Genomic DNA, 20,121 nt, shown 5'->3' on the forward strand with positions numbered 1-20,121 from the left:
TTAAAAGTTAACAGAAAGTCCAAACGTGTATGAACGAATCGTTGGATACTTATCGCGGTCGTCGATACCCGGTGCCAGGAAGTAGTTTGATACTTCAGGATCCAGACCGGAGTAACCAGTAATACAGAAGAGGTTCTGTCCACTTACATAGAAACGCATATTTTTAATGTATTTCTCGAAGTTGCCCGAAATTGGTACGGTGTACCCCAGTGTTGCGTTAGTCAGCTTCACAAAATCGCCATTTTCGATATGATCGCTCCAAACACCCTGCGGCATCGATCCCGACAAACGGACCATCATTTGCTCGCCGGTAGCTTCGTCAATAACCGGAGCACCTGATGCGTCAATCGCTGGATGCAGGTCACCGGCAGTTTTCAGACGGTTATAGGCAATTGAATTGTTTTCGTAGAAACTGCGCTGAACATTTAATATTTTGTAGCCAAACTGGCCGGTAAACATCAGGCTCAAATCAAAATTATTATAGCGGAAGGTATTGTTCCACCCTGCATAAACCTTTGGAAGTCCGTTTCCTACACGCTGACGGTTAGGTTCCAGGTTGTAACTGGTATCAAATTCTTTGTACGACCATGTATCTGTTGCATCGTCGTATACTTCTACCCAAACAAATCCGTCTTTGCTTACACCTCGCGATTTCAATACCCAGAAATCACCCAAACGGTGACCAACTTCCATGGCGTGAGTTGGTACAGAGATAGGATCGCTTACACCACCAACTTGCCTGAAGTTATCGGTTTCGTAAAGATCGTTTGATAAGGTAAGCAGTTTGTTCGCATTGTGTGATAAGGTTAAGGTCGATTCCCATTCGAAGTTTCCGGTTTTTACCGGAGATCCGGAAACCATTACTTCAATACCCTTGTTTTCCATTTCGCCAACGTTAGCGAGTGTGTTTCCGTACATGTTTGGTGGAACCGGAACGGCATAGTTATACAAAAGATCGGAAGTTTTTTTGGAATAAAGATCAATGGCTCCACTCAAACGTGAGTTAAATAAGGTATAGTCAATTCCAACATTAATCTCGCTGGTTGTTTCCCATTTCAGGTTGGGGTTTGGATTCTGCGCCACCCTTAACGATGGCTCCCATTTACCGTCCTGGCTCAGATGTTTTCCGTAAGCATCGTAATCAAATGTTGTTAACGATTGGTAGGAACCTGTCGGAATAACACCGGTAACACCATAACCTGCGCGCAACTTCAAATTATCGATCCAGGTAGTGGTATTCATAAATTCTTCGTTGCTGATGGTCCATCCCAACGAAACTGATGGGAAAGTACCCCACTTGTAATTCTCACCAAATTTTGAAGATCCCTCGCGGCGCACACTTACCATGGCATTAAAGCGGTTATCGTAACCATATGAAGCACGACCAAAGAAACCAATAAGTTTATCATCACCTTTATAAGATCCCATACTTGCCGTATGGTCTTCATCAGTAAGATACAATCCCTGAGCAAGGTTATTGTACAAATACGACTCTGAGGGGAATTCGGAGTTTCCTGCACTAAAATTATCATTTACATTATACAAGTAACTGTAACCTACCAATGCTGTTACCCTGCTTCTTTCAATCGTAAAATTGTATTTCGAAGTCAGTTCCAGGTTGTCGCTTTTGCTGTTGCTCGAATATTTCGAAGCACTACCTCTGACCTTTGGAATCGTACGAAACTGATCTTCCGGATCAACTACACTTTGTGAATAGTGTTTGCTGGTGTAGTAATTTTGCGATGTATTGCTGATCTCTTTGCGAGATAACATCAGGTTGGTTTGCCATCCTTTAATTGGCTCTAATGTGATATTACCGATTACACGGGCGTATTTTGAACGGTAATCACCAATTTGCTCGTCCTGAATTTCGCGTGGGTTATAATACTGAAAACGGTTAAATTCTTCGTAATAAGCTCCATCTTCGTGATACACAGGTGATGAAGGATTGTGTATAAGCGCCTGACGATACACGTAATTGTTGTTGTTATTTGTATTCTGATTGGTTGAATACAACACATTCAGATTCAGTTTAACGATATCGTTTAATGCATACTGACTAAAATCGAGTTGTGCTTTCAGGTTCTCCCTGTCGCTTTTACGCATAATTCCTTCTTCGTCGGAATAAGTAACGTTGGCTGAATAGGACGATTTCTGAGAACCGCCTTCGAAACTCAGCGAGTGGTTTTGCGTGTAACCGGCTTCGCGTGTTACTGCAGCTAACCAGTCGGTGTCGTAACCTTCGTAATCAAAATTAGTTAAACCGTAGATCACATCGTGTGTGTCCATAAATTCGGCTGTTTTGTACCAGTCCGACAATGATGCGTAAGCAGAATACGTAGCGTTTGAATACGAACCGCGTTGTCCTGATTTAGTAGTGATAAGGATAACGCCGTTGGCACCACGTGTACCGTAAATGGCAGCTGCTGAAGCGTCTTTCAGTACATCGATCGACTCGATATTTTCGGGAGCCACAGTTGTTAACGAACCTTCGATACCGTCAACCAGTACCAGTGGTTCAACACTTCCATAAATTGTGGTGATACCACGCAGCATGATGCTTGAAGTTGCATTCGGGTCACCCGATGCTTTGGTGATGCTTAACCCGGCAATTTTACCTTTTACCAGTTCGGCCGCATCGTTGATTTTACCAACACTAAAATCTTCCGATTTAACACTGGCAATCGCACTGGTTACATCGCCTTTTCGCTGGGTACCGTAACCAATGGCAACCACTTCATCGATACCGATGGTTGCAACTTCCATAGTAACGTCAATAGTAGTTTGGTCTGCCACCTCAATTTCCTGGGTGGTGAAACCAATGTAAGAGAACTGTAAAGCGCCGCCGGCATCGACACTGATGGCATATTTACCATCCATATCGGTAGTGGTACCAGTTATTGTACCTACCACCATTACCGTAACGCCTGGTAAAGTTACTCCTTGTTCGTCATAAACAGTTCCGGTAATTCTTTTACTTTGACCGAATACTGTAAACGGAACGATAAGGAGAAACAAAACATAGCAAAACATTTGTGTTTTTCTTGATTGAATAGATTTCATTTCACATCGTTTTTAATTTAGTAACTGTTACTGTCAGGTTAATTATGACTTTCTTGACAGATGGTGATTTTCATTTTTCTTTCTGGGATATTACCCGGGTAGCTGAAGGCTACCGTGATAGATTCTGTGGAGATTTGGAAGTACTAGTTTTCTGTTACGTTTCTTTCATATGCACTAATTTTAGTCAGGTTATTCGTATAAAATTGAATTTGAATTGATGATCTTTATCTTCCTTAAGTTTACTCAGAGCAAGTAATTGCAATTTCACAAAACTTACGATAACGGATGTTCAAAAAACTTATACGAATGTCAAGGTGTTCGTTGGATATCAGTATTTTAGACATATTCTAAACGAACATGCAAAGTACATTCCCTTATCTAACAGAGAATTACCTAGTTTGAATACAGCAATTGCACAAAGTGCAATACCGTTTACCTGAATAACTAGTGACTAAAATATTCCTTGGGTGAAACCCCAAAATATTCTTTAAACCTTCGGCTAAAATAAGCCGGGCTCGAGAATCCTGTTCTGAAAGCTGCCTCCGAGATGTTGCATTTTCCGTCGGCAATAAGTTTTACTGCCTCCTTTAAACGAATAGAACGAATGTATTCGGTAGCCGAGCAGTCAGTAAGTTTTTTTAGTTTGGTATGCAGCAACGATCGACTGATTCCAACCTCCTTAACCAGGAAAGACACATCCAGTTTTTCGTGATCGATATTTTCCTGGATCAGTTTGGTTATTTTATGAATCAGATCTTTATCCGACTCAGAGAAGGCAATATCGGTCGGTAACATGTTCGCATCCGATTTAAAACGCTGAATCAGGTTTTTGCGGGTGTTCAGGATGTTCTGAATCTGCTTTTGCAAAATGTGCGGCAAAAACGGCTTTTCGATGTAATAATCGGCTCCACTCTGCAAACCCTCGTATTCGTTTTCCTGACCACTTTTTGCGGTTAAAAGAACTATCGGGATGTGCGAAGTATTGATTTCGTTCTTTAACTTTCGGGTCAGTTCAAAGCCATCTATTCCGGGCATCATCACGTCGCTGATAATAAGATCGGGTGTGGTTTTTGTGAGAATTTCGAGCGCCTTATCACCGTCGAGTGCGGTGAGCACTTTATATTCTTCTGAAAGTGTTTCTGAAATAAAATCAAGCAACTCACGGTTGTCGTCAACCACTAGAACTATCGGCTGCTTGCTCAATCGTTCCCCCTCATTATTGAAGAGCGGATAAAACCTGGTGTCTTCCACCGGATCGAGATGCGGCAAATACTGGCCATCGCCAAGCACGAGTTCTTTATCCTTATAATCGTTGCGTGAAACCGGAATTGAAACCGTAAATACCGATCCTTTGCCTGGCTTGCTCTCGGCCTTTATTGTTCCTTTGTGCAGTTTAACGAGGCTTTTTACAAAGGCCAACCCAATTCCCGATCCCGTATTACTGCTGGTTTCGGAAGTATCGGCACTGTAAAACCTGTCGAATATTTTATTAAGTTTCGATTGTTCGATGCCAATTCCGGTATCGGAGATTTTGGTTACAAATGTTTTTTTGTTGCCTGAATCGTCGGTAATCAGTTCGGTCCTCACTTTAACCGAACCACCTTTGGGAGTGAACTTGAGTGCATTCGATAAAATATTTACAAAAATGTACTCATATTTTCGGCAATCCAGCCAGATTGATTCCTCCATATTTATTTTTTCGAACTCCAGATCAACCTCCTTTAATCCTGCCGATTCAGAAAACGATTCTTCAATGTCTTCCAGGAAGTGCGTAAGATTCTGGTGGCTCACCTGCAATTTTTCTTTACCGCTTTCAATTTTTCTGAATTCGAGCAACTGGTTGATCAGGCCCAACAAACGCTGGGCATTGCTTTTAATGCCCCGCATTTTTTTACTTAGTGCCGGAGTTAGTTTTTCCTCCTGCATAATTCGTGCAATTGGACCTAAAATCAGGGTTAACGGTGTGCGCAGCTCGTGTGAAATGTTGGTAAAAAACTCGAGCTTAAAATTATTTATTTCGTTGAGGTATTCCTTTTCACGTCGTTCCATCTCAGCCAGAGCTTTTGATTTCTGAATACGGGTGGATACCATAAATAAGGTGAACAACAGCAGAAGGACCAGAATAAAATAAATCAGAAAACCCCATTTTGACAACCAAAACGGCGGCTCGATGACGATCTTAACGGTTTTGAAATCATCTCCCCATTGGGTATTGTCGATGGAGGCTTTTACGTGAAAATAATACTCTCCCGGACTCAGGTTGGTATAAGTGGCGAAATCGCGCGTGCCTACATAGTTCCAGCCTTCTTCAAAATTTTCGAGGTAATAGGCGTACTGGCAATTTCCCCTGTTCTGAAAATACAAGCCCGAATACTCAATGGTAAAAACATTTTGCTTGTATTTAAACTTTACTTCCGGGTTGACGTTAAGCGATTGTTTGAGTGCTGATTTTTCGCCGGGAACAAGCGGTTGATTAAAAAGTTGCATTCCCCTGAAAACCACTTCAAGCGACTTGTTCTCATTTTGATGCCTGTTCTCGTTGAACGAAACAAACCCGTTGTTACTTCCAAAATAAATATTGCCTTTTCGGTCTTTGTACGATGCTCTGTAATTAAATTGCTCGAAAGGAAGTCCCGATTCACGGTTGTACCAAACCTGTTCGCCGGTTTCGGGTATTAAACGTACCAGTCCTTTATCTCCGCTTACCCACAGCGCACCGTCTTTTCCTTCTTCCAGGCTAAATATCCACGAAAAAGGAAAACCGTTATTTTCGTTAAAATGGATCAGTGAATCGCTTTCGAAATCATAGCCCCACAATCCTTGAAGACAGTCTCCCGCCCAGATTCTACCTTTCGAATCAGGTTTCACAAAATTAATGTTCTTCAGGTGAAGAAACTGATCAAATTGGCCAAATCGATTCTGATTCTTGTCGTAATAATAAGTTCCCAAATACGATGAAAACCAGATCTTGTTTTTACCCTCATACATGTAATCCACCGGCATTCCGGCCAGGGTTTGTTCACTAACCCTCGTGATTTTGTCGTTTGCCGGATTATAAATTGCCACTCCCGACGAACTGGCAATAAAAATGGAATCGCCAACCATCAACAGATTGTAAATGTCGTTGGAGGGAAGATCGGGATGATTTTCCTGGTTAATGTATCTAAACGATTTGGTTTTAAGGTTGTATACATTTATACCTCCTGTATATGTTGCAATCCAAAGCAGGTTCGGAGTTTCAAATAACAGGTCGTGCACATTGTTAAACGACAGTCCGTTTTCTTCGTTTATAACTTTGGTGATGGTTCCTGTTTCACCATCGATGCAGTTAACTCCCATGTCCTCCATCCCAATCCAAATGTTCCCGTTCTGGTTTTGGGTGATGCAGCTAACGGCGCTCCCGGTAATGTGATCTTTACTCGTACCTGTTTGCCAAACGTTAAAAAAACTGCTTGAACTACTCCACAGGTTGATTCCGCCGAAATAAGTTCCCAACCACATATTTCCTTGCCTGTCGCAAAAAATATCGTAGATAGGATTTGTATTCAGTCCCTCCGGGTTGTTGATGTCGTATTGATAATAATCGAACGATTCGGTGTAAGGCGACCAAACACAGAGACCATCTTCCGTTCCTATCCAAACCCTGTTTAACTGATCCTCGCTTATGGTATGTACCAAATTATGCAGCAACCTGTATTTAGCGTTTTGCTGAACCGAAAAACGTTGTGCTTTCCCGTGAGTCAGATTTATCCGATAGAGGCCATTCCCAGTTGTGCCCAACCAAAGATTTTTATTGTTATCGAGGTAGAAATGTTCCAGAGTAACTCCCTGCAAACCTTCAGGATACGCTATCTCGCGTTGTAGTTTTTGTTTCAAATCGAACACGATCAAAAGTCTGTCGGAAGTAAGTGCAACAAGAAAATCATCTTTTTCACTGACATTAATTATGTTGGTAGTATTGTCAATCTGCGAAAATGATACTTTCTCCTGAAAGCTTTGCAGCTCATTTTTCCCCGAACTCAGAAATTGAACATTACCATCGCCAAATATCCACAAGCCATCTTCCGAAGGAATAGCATTCAAAACAGTGTCCAAGGCGGCAAGCACCGGATCGAGTTCAAAACGCTCCAGTTTATAGTTAAATGAATAAAACTCATTCGTGGTAGACTGCGCAATGAGAACCGAATCCTGCGTTAAAAATATGTTCTTGCTCCAAATGTCGAAGGTATTCCCCTGGCCATCAACTGTCTTAAACGTTTCGAAATACTTGCCATCGAAACGACAAACAGAACTTCTGGTTGCTGCCCACATAAATCCGTACTGGTCCTGGCAAATACTTTTTATGTAGGATGAAGGAAGACCGTCTTCGTTGGTATATTGTACAAAGGTTAATCTTTCAGAATTGGCGTATCCCGAAGAATAGTGAAAGAAGAAAACGACGAGTAAAATCCACTTAAATGTTAACCTCATTTAATATTCCGTTTAACTGTTTCGACCCGGCATCATGTAAAACCTGCTTGTGCAAACAAATATATTCTTTTGAAATTAATATTTGCTATCTGAATAGAGGAACTGTCCGAGTCAATAACATTTAATTACCCCAGACAAGCCGGATAATATCCGCAAAATATTTCAGATAATTGTCACTAAAAAGAATGAAAACTGTATGATTTGGGATTACCTTTTGCCCAAAAAACGAATTTTATAATGAAGGAAGGACGTCGCAAACCCCGTCTTCCATTAAATCAAAAAACAACATCGATAAGGAAATGACAGGGAGGTTTAACCTCCCTGTCTTTTTACATGCGCTCGGGCATTTCTATTCCCAACAGGTTCATTCCGCTTTTTACTACTTTACCAACTGCCGAGGCAATTACCAGTCGGAAGTTCATTACAGCAGGATCATCGACACCCAATATTGAATGATCGTGATAAAACTGGTTAAATTCTTTAACTAACTCATAACAATAGTTAGCAATGACAGCCGGACTGTAATTTTCGCCCGCCTCTTTAACCACTGCAGGATATAAGGATAAACGTTTTAGCAATTCTTTCTCCTTTTCCGAGACAGTTTCGATTTCAAGTTTGCTATCGATCGCAATTTGTTTGTCGGCTGCTTTGCGCAATACCGATTGGATACGGGCATAGGTGTATTGAATGAAAGGACCGGTATTCCCGTTAAAATCTATGGATTCTTCAGGATTGAACATCATATTTTTACGAGGATCAACTTTCAAAATGAAGTACTTCAAGGCCCCTAATGCAATCATTCTGAATGTTTTCTCGGCTTCTTCGCCCGAAAGTGATTCGAGTTTACCAAGTTCTTCCGACATTTTCCGGGCCACTTCCGTCATTTGATCCATCAGGTCGTCGGCATCAACAACGGTACCTTCCCTCGATTTCATTTTCCCCGATGGCAGTTCGACCATTCCGTAAGAAAAATGATACAGGTCTTTTCCCCAGCTGAATCCCAATTTATCCAATAAAATGGCCAACACCTGGAAATGGTAGTTCTGTTCATTCCCTACCACATACACCATTTTATCGATGGAGTAATCGTTAAAACGCATTTTTGCCGTACCAATATCCTGTGTCATGTATACCGAAGTGCCATCGCTGCGCAACAGGATTTTCTGATCCAATCCATCTGCACTCAAATCGGCCCAAACCGAGTTATCCTCTTTTTTATAAAAAACACCTTCAGCCAGTCCTCTTAGTACTTCTTCTTTTCCAACCAGATAAGTCTCCGATTCGTAGTAAATTTTATCGAAATCAACTCCCAGGTTTTTATAGGTTACATCAAAGCCTTCGTAAACCCAGCTGTTCATGGTTTTCCACAACTCAACGGTTTCGGGATCTTTAGCTTCCCATTTTCTTAACAATTCACGGGCAGCAACAATCGACGGTGCCTTGTTTTCAGCTTCCTCTTTTGATAAACCTTTCTCCAACAGCTCGGCAATTTCAGCTTTATAATGTTTGTCGAACTCCACATAAAATTCGCCAACCAGGTGGTCGCCTTTCATTCCCGAGCTTTCCGGAGTTTTTCCGTTTCCCCATTGCTGCCAGGCGTACATCGATTTGCAGATATGAATACCGCGGTCGTTTACGATATTGGTTTTTACTACTTTTTTCCCGTTGGCCTTTGCAATTTCAGCTATGGAATAACCAAGCAAATTGTTTCTGATGTGCCCCAGGTGCAAAGGTTTATTGGTGTTTGGCGATGAGTATTCCACCATTACTAATTCCGAGTTTTCTTCAGCAAGGGCAGTTCCAAATTTACCGTCGGTATACACTTCCGAAAGCGTATTGAGCCAATAATCCTTATTAATCACCAAATTCAGAAAACCTTTTATCACATTAAAAGCTTCAACAACATCAACATGTTCTTGCAGATAATTTCCGATTTCCTCAGCAGTAATTTCCGGCGATTTCCGGGAGAGTCTCAGAAACGGAAAAACAACAAGTGTTACATCTCCGTCAAAGTCTTTCCGTGTGTTTTGAAGTTGCACCTGCAATGGATTCAATTCGGCATCGTATAATGCTTTTATGGCTTCTAAGACTGCTTCCTGTATAATGCTTTCAATTCTCATATCAACTCGGTTTTAGGCCGCAAATATAATACTTTACACCTTAAGAATTGGGTACATCAATCCACAAAAAAAGCCCTGCCTTCCGACAGAGCTTTTTCCTGATTATTTTAATTATACTATTTTCTAGCTTTTGCTACTTCGAATTCAACCCTACGGTTTTTCTGTCTGTTGTCTCTTGAATCGTTAGGTACAACTGGTTTAGATTCACCATAATTGTTTGATCCAACATAAGCATTGTTTACACCTTTTTGCAACAAGTACTTAACAACAGCCTGAGCGCGTCTTTCTGAAAGTCCCATGTTATAGGCTTCGGTACCAATATTATCGGTATGACCACCAACAACAATTTCGTATTCTTTAGAAGCATCCAATGTTTGAACCAGTTTATCCAATTCAGCCTTAGCTTCAGGTCTCAAAGCAGATTTGTCAAAGTCGAAGAGGATGTTTGAAAGATCAAGTTCTACCCAGTCAGGACATCCGTTGTTCGATGCAGGACCAGCTTCCTGAGGACAATTATCTTCACAGTCGATTACACCGTCACCGTCTGAATCAAGCGGACATCCATCAGCATCAACCGGGCAACCTTTTGGTGTATTCGGACATTTGTCTTTTGGATCCGGTACGCCGTCTTCGTCAGAGTCAGGACAACCGTTGAATTTTGCTAAACCGGCAACATCCGGACACTCATCGTCTTTGTCAGCAATTCCGTCACCATCTCTATCAGGGCAACCGGCCAGAGAAGCAGGACCAGCTTCATCAGGACATTCGTCTTTGTAATCCGGTACACCATCACCATCGCGATCAAGCGGACAACCTTTTTCATCCACCTGAACTCCCGGAGGTGTGTCAGGACATTCGTCTTTTTTATCTTTTACTCCGTCACCGTCAGAATCTTTGGCAGCTCCCAAAGCGAACTCAAGAATACTTGTTACCATGATATGGTCGTCAGTTACTTGCGGTTCACCAGCTCTTTCTCCTTCGATTCCTTTGACATAAAATCCGGAAACGAATAAAGAAGTACTTGGACTAACCGGAAATTTCAGACCGGCACCACCATCAAAGTTTACGCCGGATTCCTGGTTGTCCCACATGTATCCAACACCACCAATCAGATAGGGTTGAATCGCCATATCTTCATTAAACAATTTCAGACGCAGGTTCAACAAGGTATTGAAAACGTCGATTCCCGGCTCATCGAATGACATTCTGTTGTCCAACATCAAGTCGAATCTAGGACTCAGATAGCGGCTAATGTATAAATCAGCCAGAATGCCGGTATTTTCACTTTCCAGATTGTAGTCAATTCCAGGTCCAAGACCTATTGCCCACTTCTTATCTGAATTTTGCGCTAAAGCAGCTCCTGCTGTTAATACCAACGCGAAAAAGAATAGAGTAAATTTTCTCATAATGTAAAGTTTATTTTTGTTTTCTTAGATTCTAGAGGCAATTTAAAAATTAATTTTCATCTTTCAAAACAGCTTTATTGCTGGAAAATGTAATTTTACAAAAACTTTTTTAACAAAATTAAACAATTCTATCAATTAAATTCAATTTACCTTAATTTTTGTTTTCAATAATTGACATAGAAACAACAGGCAACCGGTTTAAGTACGGAAAAATTACGGAAATAGCTATATACCAGCATAACGGCCAACGTATTACCGACTCTTACTCTACACTTATAAATCCTGAAATAGATATCCCATTTTTTATTACCGAGCTTACCGGTATTAACAACGACATGGTGAAAAATGCCCCGAAGTTCTACGAAGTAGCCAAAACCATTGTTGAAATGACCATGGGACGCACATTCGTTGCGCACAACGCACAGTTCGATTACAAGTTCATTCGCGAAGAATTCGCACGCCTGGGCTACAATTACCACCGAAAAACCATGTGTACTGTGCAACTCTCGCGTCGATTACTCCCCGGTCATAAATCTTATTCACTGGGACGCTTATGTTCCGACCTGGGCATTGTTATTGATGGCCGTCACCGGGCTGCAGGCGATGCGCTGGCTACAACAAAACTGTTTGATATATTAATAAAGAATAATGAACAAAACGGAAGGCCGGAGAACCGGGACAACCTAAAACTGTTTTAGGCTCTATTTTTCCTTATCTGCCGACTGATCTTCATCTGTTTCTTCCTCTTCGGAAAAATCAAGCATTTGGTTTTCCTGAAGTGTATTGTACCATAACAACACCTTTTTGATGTCGGAAGTATAAACCCTGTCCTGATCGTAATCGGGAAGCACTTTTTCGAAATATGATTTTAATTCGGCACCTGAGGCTTTGTGTGAAATGGCCGGGCCACCCTCTTCTTCCTCCGAAATGGCTTTAAAGATTTCTTTTAAAGGGGTATCACCCTCGTACGTATAAATGGCTATATCTTCCAGGGCCGATACCTTTGCAGTGGAGTACACCGGTAATCTTTTTTTGGTTTCGATCGATTCTACTATGATATTATTTTTGCTTTCGGCAACTAATTTGAATAGTCCCGATTGTCCTGAAATTGCTAATATTCCTTTTAACATGACTTATTCTGAAGTTTGATAAATGTTTTGACAAATCCCTTCATAAAACAAACCTAAAAACAACAGGTTTATTTTTCGCGAAGATACAACTTTTGCAAATATTAAAAAGCCGGAAGTAAAAAGACTGCGAACTTGCTGAATTTCTTCTTCCGGCCATAATATTGTTTAATGCATTTATTTACTGAAATCGATTTCCCAGGCAACGCCGGCTTTTAACCATCTGCCGGGTTGAATAACGTTACCGATGTCGTTGTATTCTTGATCGAAAATATTGTTAACCGAAGCAAAAATTGTCATTCCCTTATTCTTATACGACAATTTCGCATCCATCAGCCAAAACGGATCATACGGCACTTCGCCTATCGGGTTGGTATCTTCGAAACGGGTATAACTTCCTTCACGATCCTGAAATACAAGTTTAACATCGAAATAAAAGTTACCAAGAAACTGTTGGTTGGCGGATATCACCAGTTTATGCCTCAGGTTATCAAGCACATAATTCGAAATAAAATCAGACTCACCTTTTTCAACATTATTAAATAGATAATTTAGCTGAAGATTGGGATAGCTTATCCCGTAGTATTTCCGAAATAGAAACTGCGTCTGCGCTTCAAAACCGATACTATTAATTTCAGTGAGATTTTTTGGTTGCCAGACTTCATCATCCACATCTGTTTTTACCCAGTCGATAATATCCGTTCCATTTCGGTGGAAAACAACCAACTGTCCTTTTAAAAGTTTTCCGTTTAATTTGACTCCACCTTCGAGTGTTGCCGATTTTTCAGGTTTCAGATTGGGATTTCCGATGTTGGTTGGCCCCTCATAGTGCAGGTCGGTAAATGTTGGCATGCGCAATGAAGTGTTATAACTGGCAAACAGTTTCACCGGTTCATTCACATGATAACTTACATCGATTCCGGGAAAAATATGTAATCCGATATCGCTATCCGAAATGTAGTTAACCATCAATCCCGTTGTAATTGTCCAATCATTAAAATATGCGGCATGCTCAATAAACCCTGAAAAAATATTTCTTTGGTCCGATTTGGTGAACCGGGCATCTTCACCGGGTACATCTTTGGGATTATCCAATGGCTCGCCCAAAACATTACTTAATATGTTTTCTGAGCGATGTTCAATGCCAAAAGCGGTCCTTCCCCAGTTCCATTTAAACCAGGAATTTATATTGGTTCCATAAACGTTTGTTAAGTGATAATTGTGTCCGGAATACCACGAAGCCGGATCGCTCCGGAACAGCTCAAACCTGTCCTGATGTCGGCGATAATAAAACACCGGAGTAATATGTAAAGGACCTTTCCCCTCCCATTTTATTGAAGAAAAAAGTGTTTTAGTGGCTTCATACTGGTTGGGATATTTAGGCGTATAAAAACTATTTGCTCCAAATCCTTTTTTAGAAGCGCCCAACTGAAATTTAAAAGTTCCCCGTTTCGCATCAAGCTGATTGGAGTAAAACCCATTAAATTCCTTAAAGTCGGTGTTGTTAATATAGCCATCGGAACGTTTTCCGCTAAACGCAAGCAAATGGCTCATCTTGCCGGTTTTCATGGTACCGGCTGCATTTCCGTCGAAATACCCAAAACTTCCGCCCGATGCCAAAAGACTCAAGGTGTTTTTTGGGTCCTGTCGGGTAACAATATTAATGGCCCCTGAAAATGCATTCGGACCATACACCCGAGCTGCGGGTCCTTCAAGGATCTCGATGCGTTGAATTTGGGATAAACTAAGGGGAAGATTTAAATTGTGATGACCGGTTTGAGGGTCGGTGATGTTGATACCATTTAGCAGAATCAGGGTTTGATCGAAGGTTCCGCCGCGGATACTAACATCGGCCTGAACACCTTCGGCGCCTCTTTGTCGTACGTCGACTCCCGCAACATACTCCAAAAGGTCTTGTACACTCTGGGCCGCTACCGCCTCAATTTCTTTTCTCTCAATCACGGATAAAATCCGTGCCACCTGTGAATACATCACAGGCGATCGTTGTGCACTAACCTCGATCTCATCAAGGTCGAACTCCATTTTAACTTCAGAAGTATCCTGTTCAATTGCCAGTGAAACTACAGGTGTGGCAAGAAAATACACCACACTGAGCACGCCAATTACAACAGTTCTTTTTAATGCCAGGAACAAAGAATAATTTTTGTTCCCCCATTTTCTGAAAGTTAAAACAGATTGTGCATCTTGTTTAAACTTATTTGAATTCATAATATAAAAATCGTCCAGCAAAGATAACATTACTCCCTTATCAGCCACGTCCTATTGCAAAATCAGGTGGTACCAAGGGTTTCGTAAAACCTGCTCTAACAAAAACGAAATCAACGGCATACGACCAATAAAGAATCTTTATTGTGCATAGACAAAATCAACTGACATTTGTCATGCTATATTTGTTTTTGGACGCTGGTTTTCGTTAAATTTGTTTAGACAAATTAAAAATAAGCGCCATGACTCAAGTTCAATTTACCAACGCATTACTCGGTTTAAGTGAAAAACTGCATTATTATGCACTAAGTTTAACTTCTGATTCTGAACGGGCAGATGACCTGCTCCAGGAAACATTCTTGAAAGCGTTAACTTATCGTGAAAAATTTACTCAGAATACCAATTTCAAGGCTTGGATCTACACGATAATGAAAAATACCTTCATTAATGATTACCGTAGAAAAGTTAAAACTAAGAATACATTCGAAGGTTCAAACAACGACTTTCACTTAATGTTTACAAAAGATAAAGTTTATCCGGCACCGGATTCATTTTACAGCTCAAAAGAGATCAACAAAAGCATTGATGCGTTGGAAGATGAATACAAAGTTCCTTTCACCATGTTTTTGGAAGGATACAAATACAAAGAAATTGCCGAAGAGCTCGACCTCCCTTTGGGAACAGTAAAGAGCCGCATTTTCTTTACCCGCAAGAAACTCGAAAAAGCGTTGCATGAATACGCTGAGAATTAATGATAAGAAAGATTAGGTAGTAAAAGGTTTTCATTTTTTGAAGACCTTTTTTTATTTTTAGTCAAAAAGCAAATCATGAAGAATATTGCAGTGCACTTAGCCGAAGGTTTTGAAGAAATTGAAGCGATTAGTATTATCGATGTTTTGCGCCGTGCCGAATTTGAGGTGACTATTGTATCGGTGATTGATGATCTTGTGATCACCGGATCACATAATATAAAAGTTACGGCCGATAGTCTGTTTGAAGAAATGGATTACTCCACCATCGATATGATCGTTTTACCCGGAGGAATGCCCGGTGCAGCCAATTTGAAAGCGCACAGCGGATTACGCGAACAGATTTTAAATTTTAGCGACAGTAACAAAGCACTTGGTGCCATTTGTGCTGCACCGATGGTATTGGGTAACCTCGGCTTATTAAAGAACAAAAATGCCACCTGCTACCCGGGTTTCGAAGATGAATTGCATGGTGCCATAATCACAGGCAATAATGTGGAGGCGGTTGATAATATTATAACCGGGAAAGGGGCTGGAGTCGCCATTGATTTTGCACTTAAAATTGTAGAACTGTACAAAGGTGAAAAAGCGGCTTTAAAACTGGCGAAAAAAATGATTGCAGAACAGGAATAAATCCCGTTGCAAATCATAAAAAACCGCAAACCAATCGATTTGCGGCCATGAATAATTCAAATTATTCTCTTATTTCGTTTTCTCTGCGATCCAGTTTTTCGCATTTACAAAAGCCTGTATCCAAGGTGCCAGTTCATCGGCTTTTCTGTTGGCCGGATAAATGCCCCAATGCCATGGTTTGAAAGCACGTTCGAGGTGTGGCATCATCACCAGGTGGCGGCCATCATCAGAACAAAGTGAAGCGGCACTAAAATGCGAACCGTTTGGATTACCGGGATAACCTTCGTATGAATATTTCATCGGGATGTTATACTGGTTCTCGTTGAAAGGCAGGTAAAATTTGCCTTCGCCATGTGCCACCCAAATCCCGAGCTTCATTCCAGTCATATTTCCGAGCATCACTGAATCGTTCTCCAGAATATCAACATTCAGGAACGAAGATTCGAATTTATGCGATTCGTTGTGCAACATCTTCGGTTGAATGCTGTGTTCGGGAACAACTACACCAAGTTCCACCATAACCTGGCAACCGTTACAAACACCAAGGCTTAACGTATCATTGCGACGGTAAAATTTCTCCAGCGCAACTCTGGCTTTTTCATTGTATTTGAAAGCACCGGCCCAGCCTTTTGCCGACCCCAGTACATCGGAATTTGAAAAACCTCCTACAAAAACGATCATGTTCACATCTTCCAGGGTTTCCCTTCCTGCGATCAGGTCAGTCATATGAACGTCTTTTACGTCCATTCCTGCCAAATACATGACATAAGCCATTTCACGGTCCCCGTTCACACCTTTCTCGCGGATAATGGCAGCCTTGATCCCTGAAGTTGTACGACGTTTCAGGTCGATACCCAGATCTTCAGCTTTTCCTGAGAAGTCTTTAAAATCGAACTTCAGATCGCAATTTTTGTAGTTCTGGAAACGCTCAAGGGCTTTTTTCTCACCACTCTGTTTGCGATCGAGCAAGTAGGAAGTTTTGAACCACATGTCGCGCAACGAATTGATATCAAAATCGGCTTCAACAGTGTTGTTTATTACTCTCACTTTACGGTACGGAACCGGGAATCCAAGAGCAATAAAATCTACTCCGGCTGCTTCCAACTGTTTCTTCACCTCATCATTATCGGCACATTGAATAACAATTCCGGGATTTTCTGCCAACAGGATTTTAGCCATATCCTCTTCTTTAAAAGCAGTGACATCGACTTTCATACCCCACCTTGGATTGCTAAAACACATTTCGAGCAATGAAGTGATCAAACCTCCGGAACCAACATCATGTCCGGCCAGAATTAAATCCTGCTCAATAAGTTTCTGAACGGTATTAAATGCGTTGATGAATTTATCGGGATCGGCAACTGTTGGTGCTGTTTTTCCGATTTTGTTAACCGACTGCGCAAATGCACTTCCTCCTAACGCCCGCTCCATAAATGACATATCGATGAAAAGAATTTCCTTGCTCTCGTCGTTTACAAGCACCGGCTCCACCACTTTTTTCACATCCGAAACTTCGCCCGATGCAGAAATAATAACCGTTCCCGGAGCATAAACCACATCACCTTTGTATTTCTGTGTCATCGACATGGAGTCTTTACCTGTCGGAATATTGATTCCTAATGCACAGGCAAAATCACTTGCAGCTTTAACTGCGTTGTAAATACGCGCGTTCTCTCCGGCGTTTTTAGCCGGCCACATCCAGTTGGCACTCAATGAAACACTGCGCAAATGATCAGTCATTGGTGCCCAGATAATGTTAGTCAGCGATTCGGCAATTGAAAGCACCGAACCTCTTTCTGCATCAATTAGCGAAGCAACGGGTGCATGACCAATCGAGGTTGCCAGTCCGGCTTTTCCCTGGTAATCAAGTGTGATCACCCCAACATTATTTAGCGGCAATTGTAGTGGCCCGGCAGTTTGCTGCTTGGCGATGCGTCCAGTTACCGAACGGTCGACTTTGCTGGTTAACCAATCCTTACAAGCCACCGACTCCAATTGTATAGTTTGTTCAACCAGGTCGTATATTTCTTCCCAGTTGTATTCCAGTTCATCAAAATCAGGAACTACCGTCTCGTCTTCCAAAACTGTTTTTGGCGGATTTCCGAACATGTAGCCCAATTGCCAGTCGATCGGTTTTTCGCCGGATTCTGAATTTTCAAAAGTAAACTGCATGTCTCCGGTAGTCTCTCCAATCTCATAAATCGGTGCACGCTCGCGTTCTGCAATTTTCTTCAGCAATTCCACATGTTCAGGTTTCATGACGAGCCCCATTCTTTCCTGCGACTCGTTACCAATAATTTCCTTTTGAGAAAGCGTTGGATCGCCCACCGGCAATTTAGCTGTATCGATTTTTCCACCGGTAACTTCCACCAGTTCAGATAAACAATTTAAATGACCACCGGCACCATGGTCGTGAATGGAAATGATGGGATTATCATCAACTTCGCTGAGTGCACGAATGGCATTGTAAACACGTTTCTGCATTTCAGGATTGGCACGTTGAACGGCATTCAGTTCAATGGAGTTTTCAAATTCACCGGTCGCTACTGATGATACGGCACCTCCGCCCATCCCGATGCGATAATTATCACCACCGAGAAGAACAACTTTGTCGCCTTTTCCCGGATCGTCTTTTAAACTATGTTTCTTATTTCCAAAACCGATACCACCGGCCAGCATGATCACTTTATCGTAACCGTATTTCATAAAACTCTCGAAATGTTCGAAAGTTAAAACGGAACCGGTGATCAGTGGCTGACCGAATTTATTTCCAAAATCGCTGGCACCATTTGAGGCTTTAATCAGAATTTCCTCGGGTGTTTGATACAACCAATCACGTTCTTTTGTGGCTTGCTCCCACGAGCGCATAGCCTCGGTGCGCGGGTATGATGTCATGTAAACGGCTGTTCCGGCAATTGGCAGTGCGCCTTTTCCTCCGGCAATACGGTCGCGAATCTCGCCACCGGTACCTGTCGATGCTCCGTTAAATGGCTCAACAGTTGTTGGGAAGTTGTGCGTTTCAGCTTTTAGCGAAAGTACCGTCTCAATATCATTAATTTCGAAAAAATCGGGTTTATCCTGTGTTTTCGGCGCGAATTGTTCTACAACCGGTCCCTGCACAAACGAGCAGTTATCCTTATATGCCGATATGATCTTATTTGGATTTTGCTGTGACGTTTTTTTGATCATCTGGAAAAGCGATGATTCCATTTCCTTACCGTCGATCACAAAAGTTCCATTAAAAATTTTATGTCGACAGTGCTCCGAGTTCACCTGGGCAAAACCATAAACTTCGCTATCGGTTAGCGGCCGTCCCATTTCTTTGGAAACCCAATTCAGGTATTCAATCTCATCGGCGCTCAGTGCCAAACCTTCCTGCTCGTTATAGACTGAAATATCTTCAATGTTAATTATTGGATCCGGTTGCTTGTCAATCGCAAATATCTGTTGATCCAATCCCTCATAAATGGCTTGCAACATTGGATCGTAATCTGCCGTTTCATCTTTCACTTCAAAAAATTCCTCCATCCTGCGAATTCCTTCGATCCCCATATTCTGGGCAATCTCAACAGCATTCGTACTCCATGGTGTCAGCATTTCTTTTCGTGGCCCAACAAACCATCCTTGCAGCGTTTGAGTCTTCAGATACTCAGCATCGGAAAACAGCCAAACCAATTTATCAATGTTTTCCTGGTCAAGTGATTTTGCAGCGTATACTGCGATAATACTATTACTTTGAGTTTTAAAGAATTGAATCATTTTGCAGTGAAATTATTTTAACGAGCATGTTTTATAACACGCCACAAAGATAAAAAATTATATGGGGTGCTAATTATTAGTTTTCACCATACAATTGGAGTTTTCAACAGCAAAAGCGTTAAACTCTCTAAAATTAGAGTCGTTTTCAATAATTCTGATTTACTTTGGCAAAAATTTACAATTAATGTATCGGGTAATTCTTGCAGTTCTTTTAATTTTTCTTTTGAGTTGCAGCGCACAAAGAAAACTTCAGCGAACCTATATAGGGCAACCTTTATCGAGTTTTGAAGCAGATTTTGGTAAACCGGTTGCCATACTGGAAAGATCGGAAGGGAAGGTTTATGTTTATGAGAAAGTTGAAAAACTGAGAAGTACCGAAATAGGTCAGGCTAAAGTAACGCTCGATCCAATGGTATCGCCGGAAGTAACAAAAACTGAAAAATACTATGTTCGGCTTAAAAATGACCGGATAAGTCAAGTTAAACTAGAAAACGAATACAAACGCTAACGATATTTTCCGGAAGCGTATGCAGGTTAAAAAAATTTTATAGTTTTGCACTCACAAAAT

General features: G+C 41.4%; 11 protein-coding genes. 4 read left to right on the plus strand and 7 right to left on the minus strand.

Annotated elements, in window-relative coordinates; all coding sequences use genetic code 11:
- The 4 genes from WFY05_RS20975 to WFY05_RS20990 form a co-directional block, all read right to left on the minus strand.
- Window positions 1–3,063, minus strand: coding sequence for a SusC/RagA family TonB-linked outer membrane protein (locus WFY05_RS20975; RefSeq protein WP_340114897.1), 3,063 nt, complete (start codon window positions 3,061–3,063; stop codon window positions 1–3).
- A 444-nt stretch (window positions 3,064–3,507) separates the two neighbouring features.
- On the minus strand, window positions 3,508–7,533 hold the full coding sequence (locus WFY05_RS20980; protein WP_340114898.1) for a hybrid sensor histidine kinase/response regulator transcription factor: 4,026 nt from the start codon (window positions 7,531–7,533) through the stop codon (window positions 3,508–3,510).
- 329 nt (window positions 7,534–7,862) lie between these two features.
- On the minus strand, window positions 7,863–9,653 hold the full coding sequence (gene argS, locus WFY05_RS20985) for an arginine--tRNA ligase (protein ID WP_340114899.1): 1,791 nt from the start codon (window positions 9,651–9,653) through the stop codon (window positions 7,863–7,865).
- Window positions 9,654–9,769: 116 nt separating this feature from the next.
- Entirely contained in the window at window positions 9,770–11,059 is a 1,290-nt protein-coding gene (locus tag WFY05_RS20990; RefSeq protein ID WP_340114900.1) for an OmpA family protein, read from the minus strand.
- Window positions 11,060–11,217: 158 nt separating this feature from the next.
- Between WFY05_RS20990 and WFY05_RS20995 the strand changes: the two genes are divergently transcribed.
- Window positions 11,218–11,757, plus strand: coding sequence for a 3'-5' exonuclease (locus WFY05_RS20995; protein ID WP_340114902.1), 540 nt, complete (start codon window positions 11,218–11,220; stop codon window positions 11,755–11,757).
- Window positions 11,758–11,760: 3 nt separating this feature from the next.
- On the opposite strand, the gene WFY05_RS21000 is transcribed toward WFY05_RS20995, so the two are convergent.
- Both WFY05_RS21000 and WFY05_RS21005 read right to left on the minus strand, forming a co-directional pair.
- Window positions 11,761–12,189, minus strand: coding sequence for a DUF5606 family protein (locus tag WFY05_RS21000; RefSeq protein ID WP_340114903.1), 429 nt, complete (start codon window positions 12,187–12,189; stop codon window positions 11,761–11,763).
- Window positions 12,190–12,363: 174 nt separating this feature from the next.
- Window positions 12,364–14,415 (minus strand): TonB-dependent receptor plug domain-containing protein, encoded by a 2,052-nt coding sequence (locus tag WFY05_RS21005; protein ID WP_340114904.1) that lies wholly within the window; start codon window positions 14,413–14,415, stop codon window positions 12,364–12,366.
- Window positions 14,416–14,654: 239 nt separating this feature from the next.
- On the opposite strand from WFY05_RS21005, the gene WFY05_RS21010 reads away from it, so the two are divergent.
- Window positions 14,655–15,164: an RNA polymerase sigma factor gene (locus tag WFY05_RS21010; protein WP_340114905.1), complete on the plus strand. Its 510-nt coding sequence runs from the start codon at window positions 14,655–14,657 to the stop codon at window positions 15,162–15,164.
- Between the two features lie 75 nt (window positions 15,165–15,239).
- Window positions 15,240–15,794 carry a DJ-1 family glyoxalase III gene (locus WFY05_RS21015; RefSeq protein ID WP_340114906.1) on the plus strand — a complete coding sequence of 185 codons (555 nt, stop codon included), beginning with the start codon at window positions 15,240–15,242 and terminating at the stop codon, window positions 15,792–15,794.
- A gap of 69 nt (window positions 15,795–15,863) precedes the next feature.
- On the opposite strand, the gene purL is transcribed toward WFY05_RS21015, so the two are convergent.
- Entirely contained in the window at window positions 15,864–19,553 is a 3,690-nt protein-coding gene (gene purL / locus WFY05_RS21020) for a phosphoribosylformylglycinamidine synthase (RefSeq protein WP_340114907.1), read from the minus strand.
- A 184-nt stretch (window positions 19,554–19,737) separates the two neighbouring features.
- Between purL and WFY05_RS21025 the strand changes: the two genes are divergently transcribed.
- On the plus strand, window positions 19,738–20,061 hold the full coding sequence (locus tag WFY05_RS21025; protein WP_340114908.1) for a hypothetical protein: 324 nt from the start codon (window positions 19,738–19,740) through the stop codon (window positions 20,059–20,061).
- Window positions 20,062–20,121 lie beyond the last annotated feature (60 nt).

The sequence above is a fragment of the Maribellus mangrovi genome (assembly GCF_037646455.1).
GTDB lineage: Bacteria > Bacteroidota > Bacteroidia > Bacteroidales > Prolixibacteraceae > Draconibacterium > Draconibacterium mangrovi_A.

Coding starts and splice junctions, on each gene's coding strand:
- WFY05_RS20975 (WP_340114897.1), bottom strand. CDS start 3,063: ATGAAATCTATTCAATCAAGAAAAACACAAATGTTTTGCTATGTTTTG.
- WFY05_RS20980 (WP_340114898.1), bottom strand. CDS start 7,533: ATGAGGTTAACATTTAAGTGGATTTTACTCGTCGTTTTCTTCTTTCAC.
- argS (WP_340114899.1), bottom strand. CDS start 9,653: ATGAGAATTGAAAGCATTATACAGGAAGCAGTCTTAGAAGCCATAAAA.
- WFY05_RS20990 (WP_340114900.1), bottom strand. CDS start 11,059: ATGAGAAAATTTACTCTATTCTTTTTCGCGTTGGTATTAACAGCAGGA.
- WFY05_RS21000 (WP_340114903.1), bottom strand. CDS start 12,189: ATGTTAAAAGGAATATTAGCAATTTCAGGACAATCGGGACTATTCAAA.
- WFY05_RS21005 (WP_340114904.1), bottom strand. CDS start 14,415: ATGAATTCAAATAAGTTTAAACAAGATGCACAATCTGTTTTAACTTTC.
- WFY05_RS21010 (WP_340114905.1), top strand. CDS start 14,655: ATGACTCAAGTTCAATTTACCAACGCATTACTCGGTTTAAGTGAAAAA.
- WFY05_RS21015 (WP_340114906.1), top strand. CDS start 15,240: ATGAAGAATATTGCAGTGCACTTAGCCGAAGGTTTTGAAGAAATTGAA.
- purL (WP_340114907.1), bottom strand. CDS start 19,553: ATGATTCAATTCTTTAAAACTCAAAGTAATAGTATTATCGCAGTATAC.
- WFY05_RS21025 (WP_340114908.1), top strand. CDS start 19,738: ATGTATCGGGTAATTCTTGCAGTTCTTTTAATTTTTCTTTTGAGTTGC.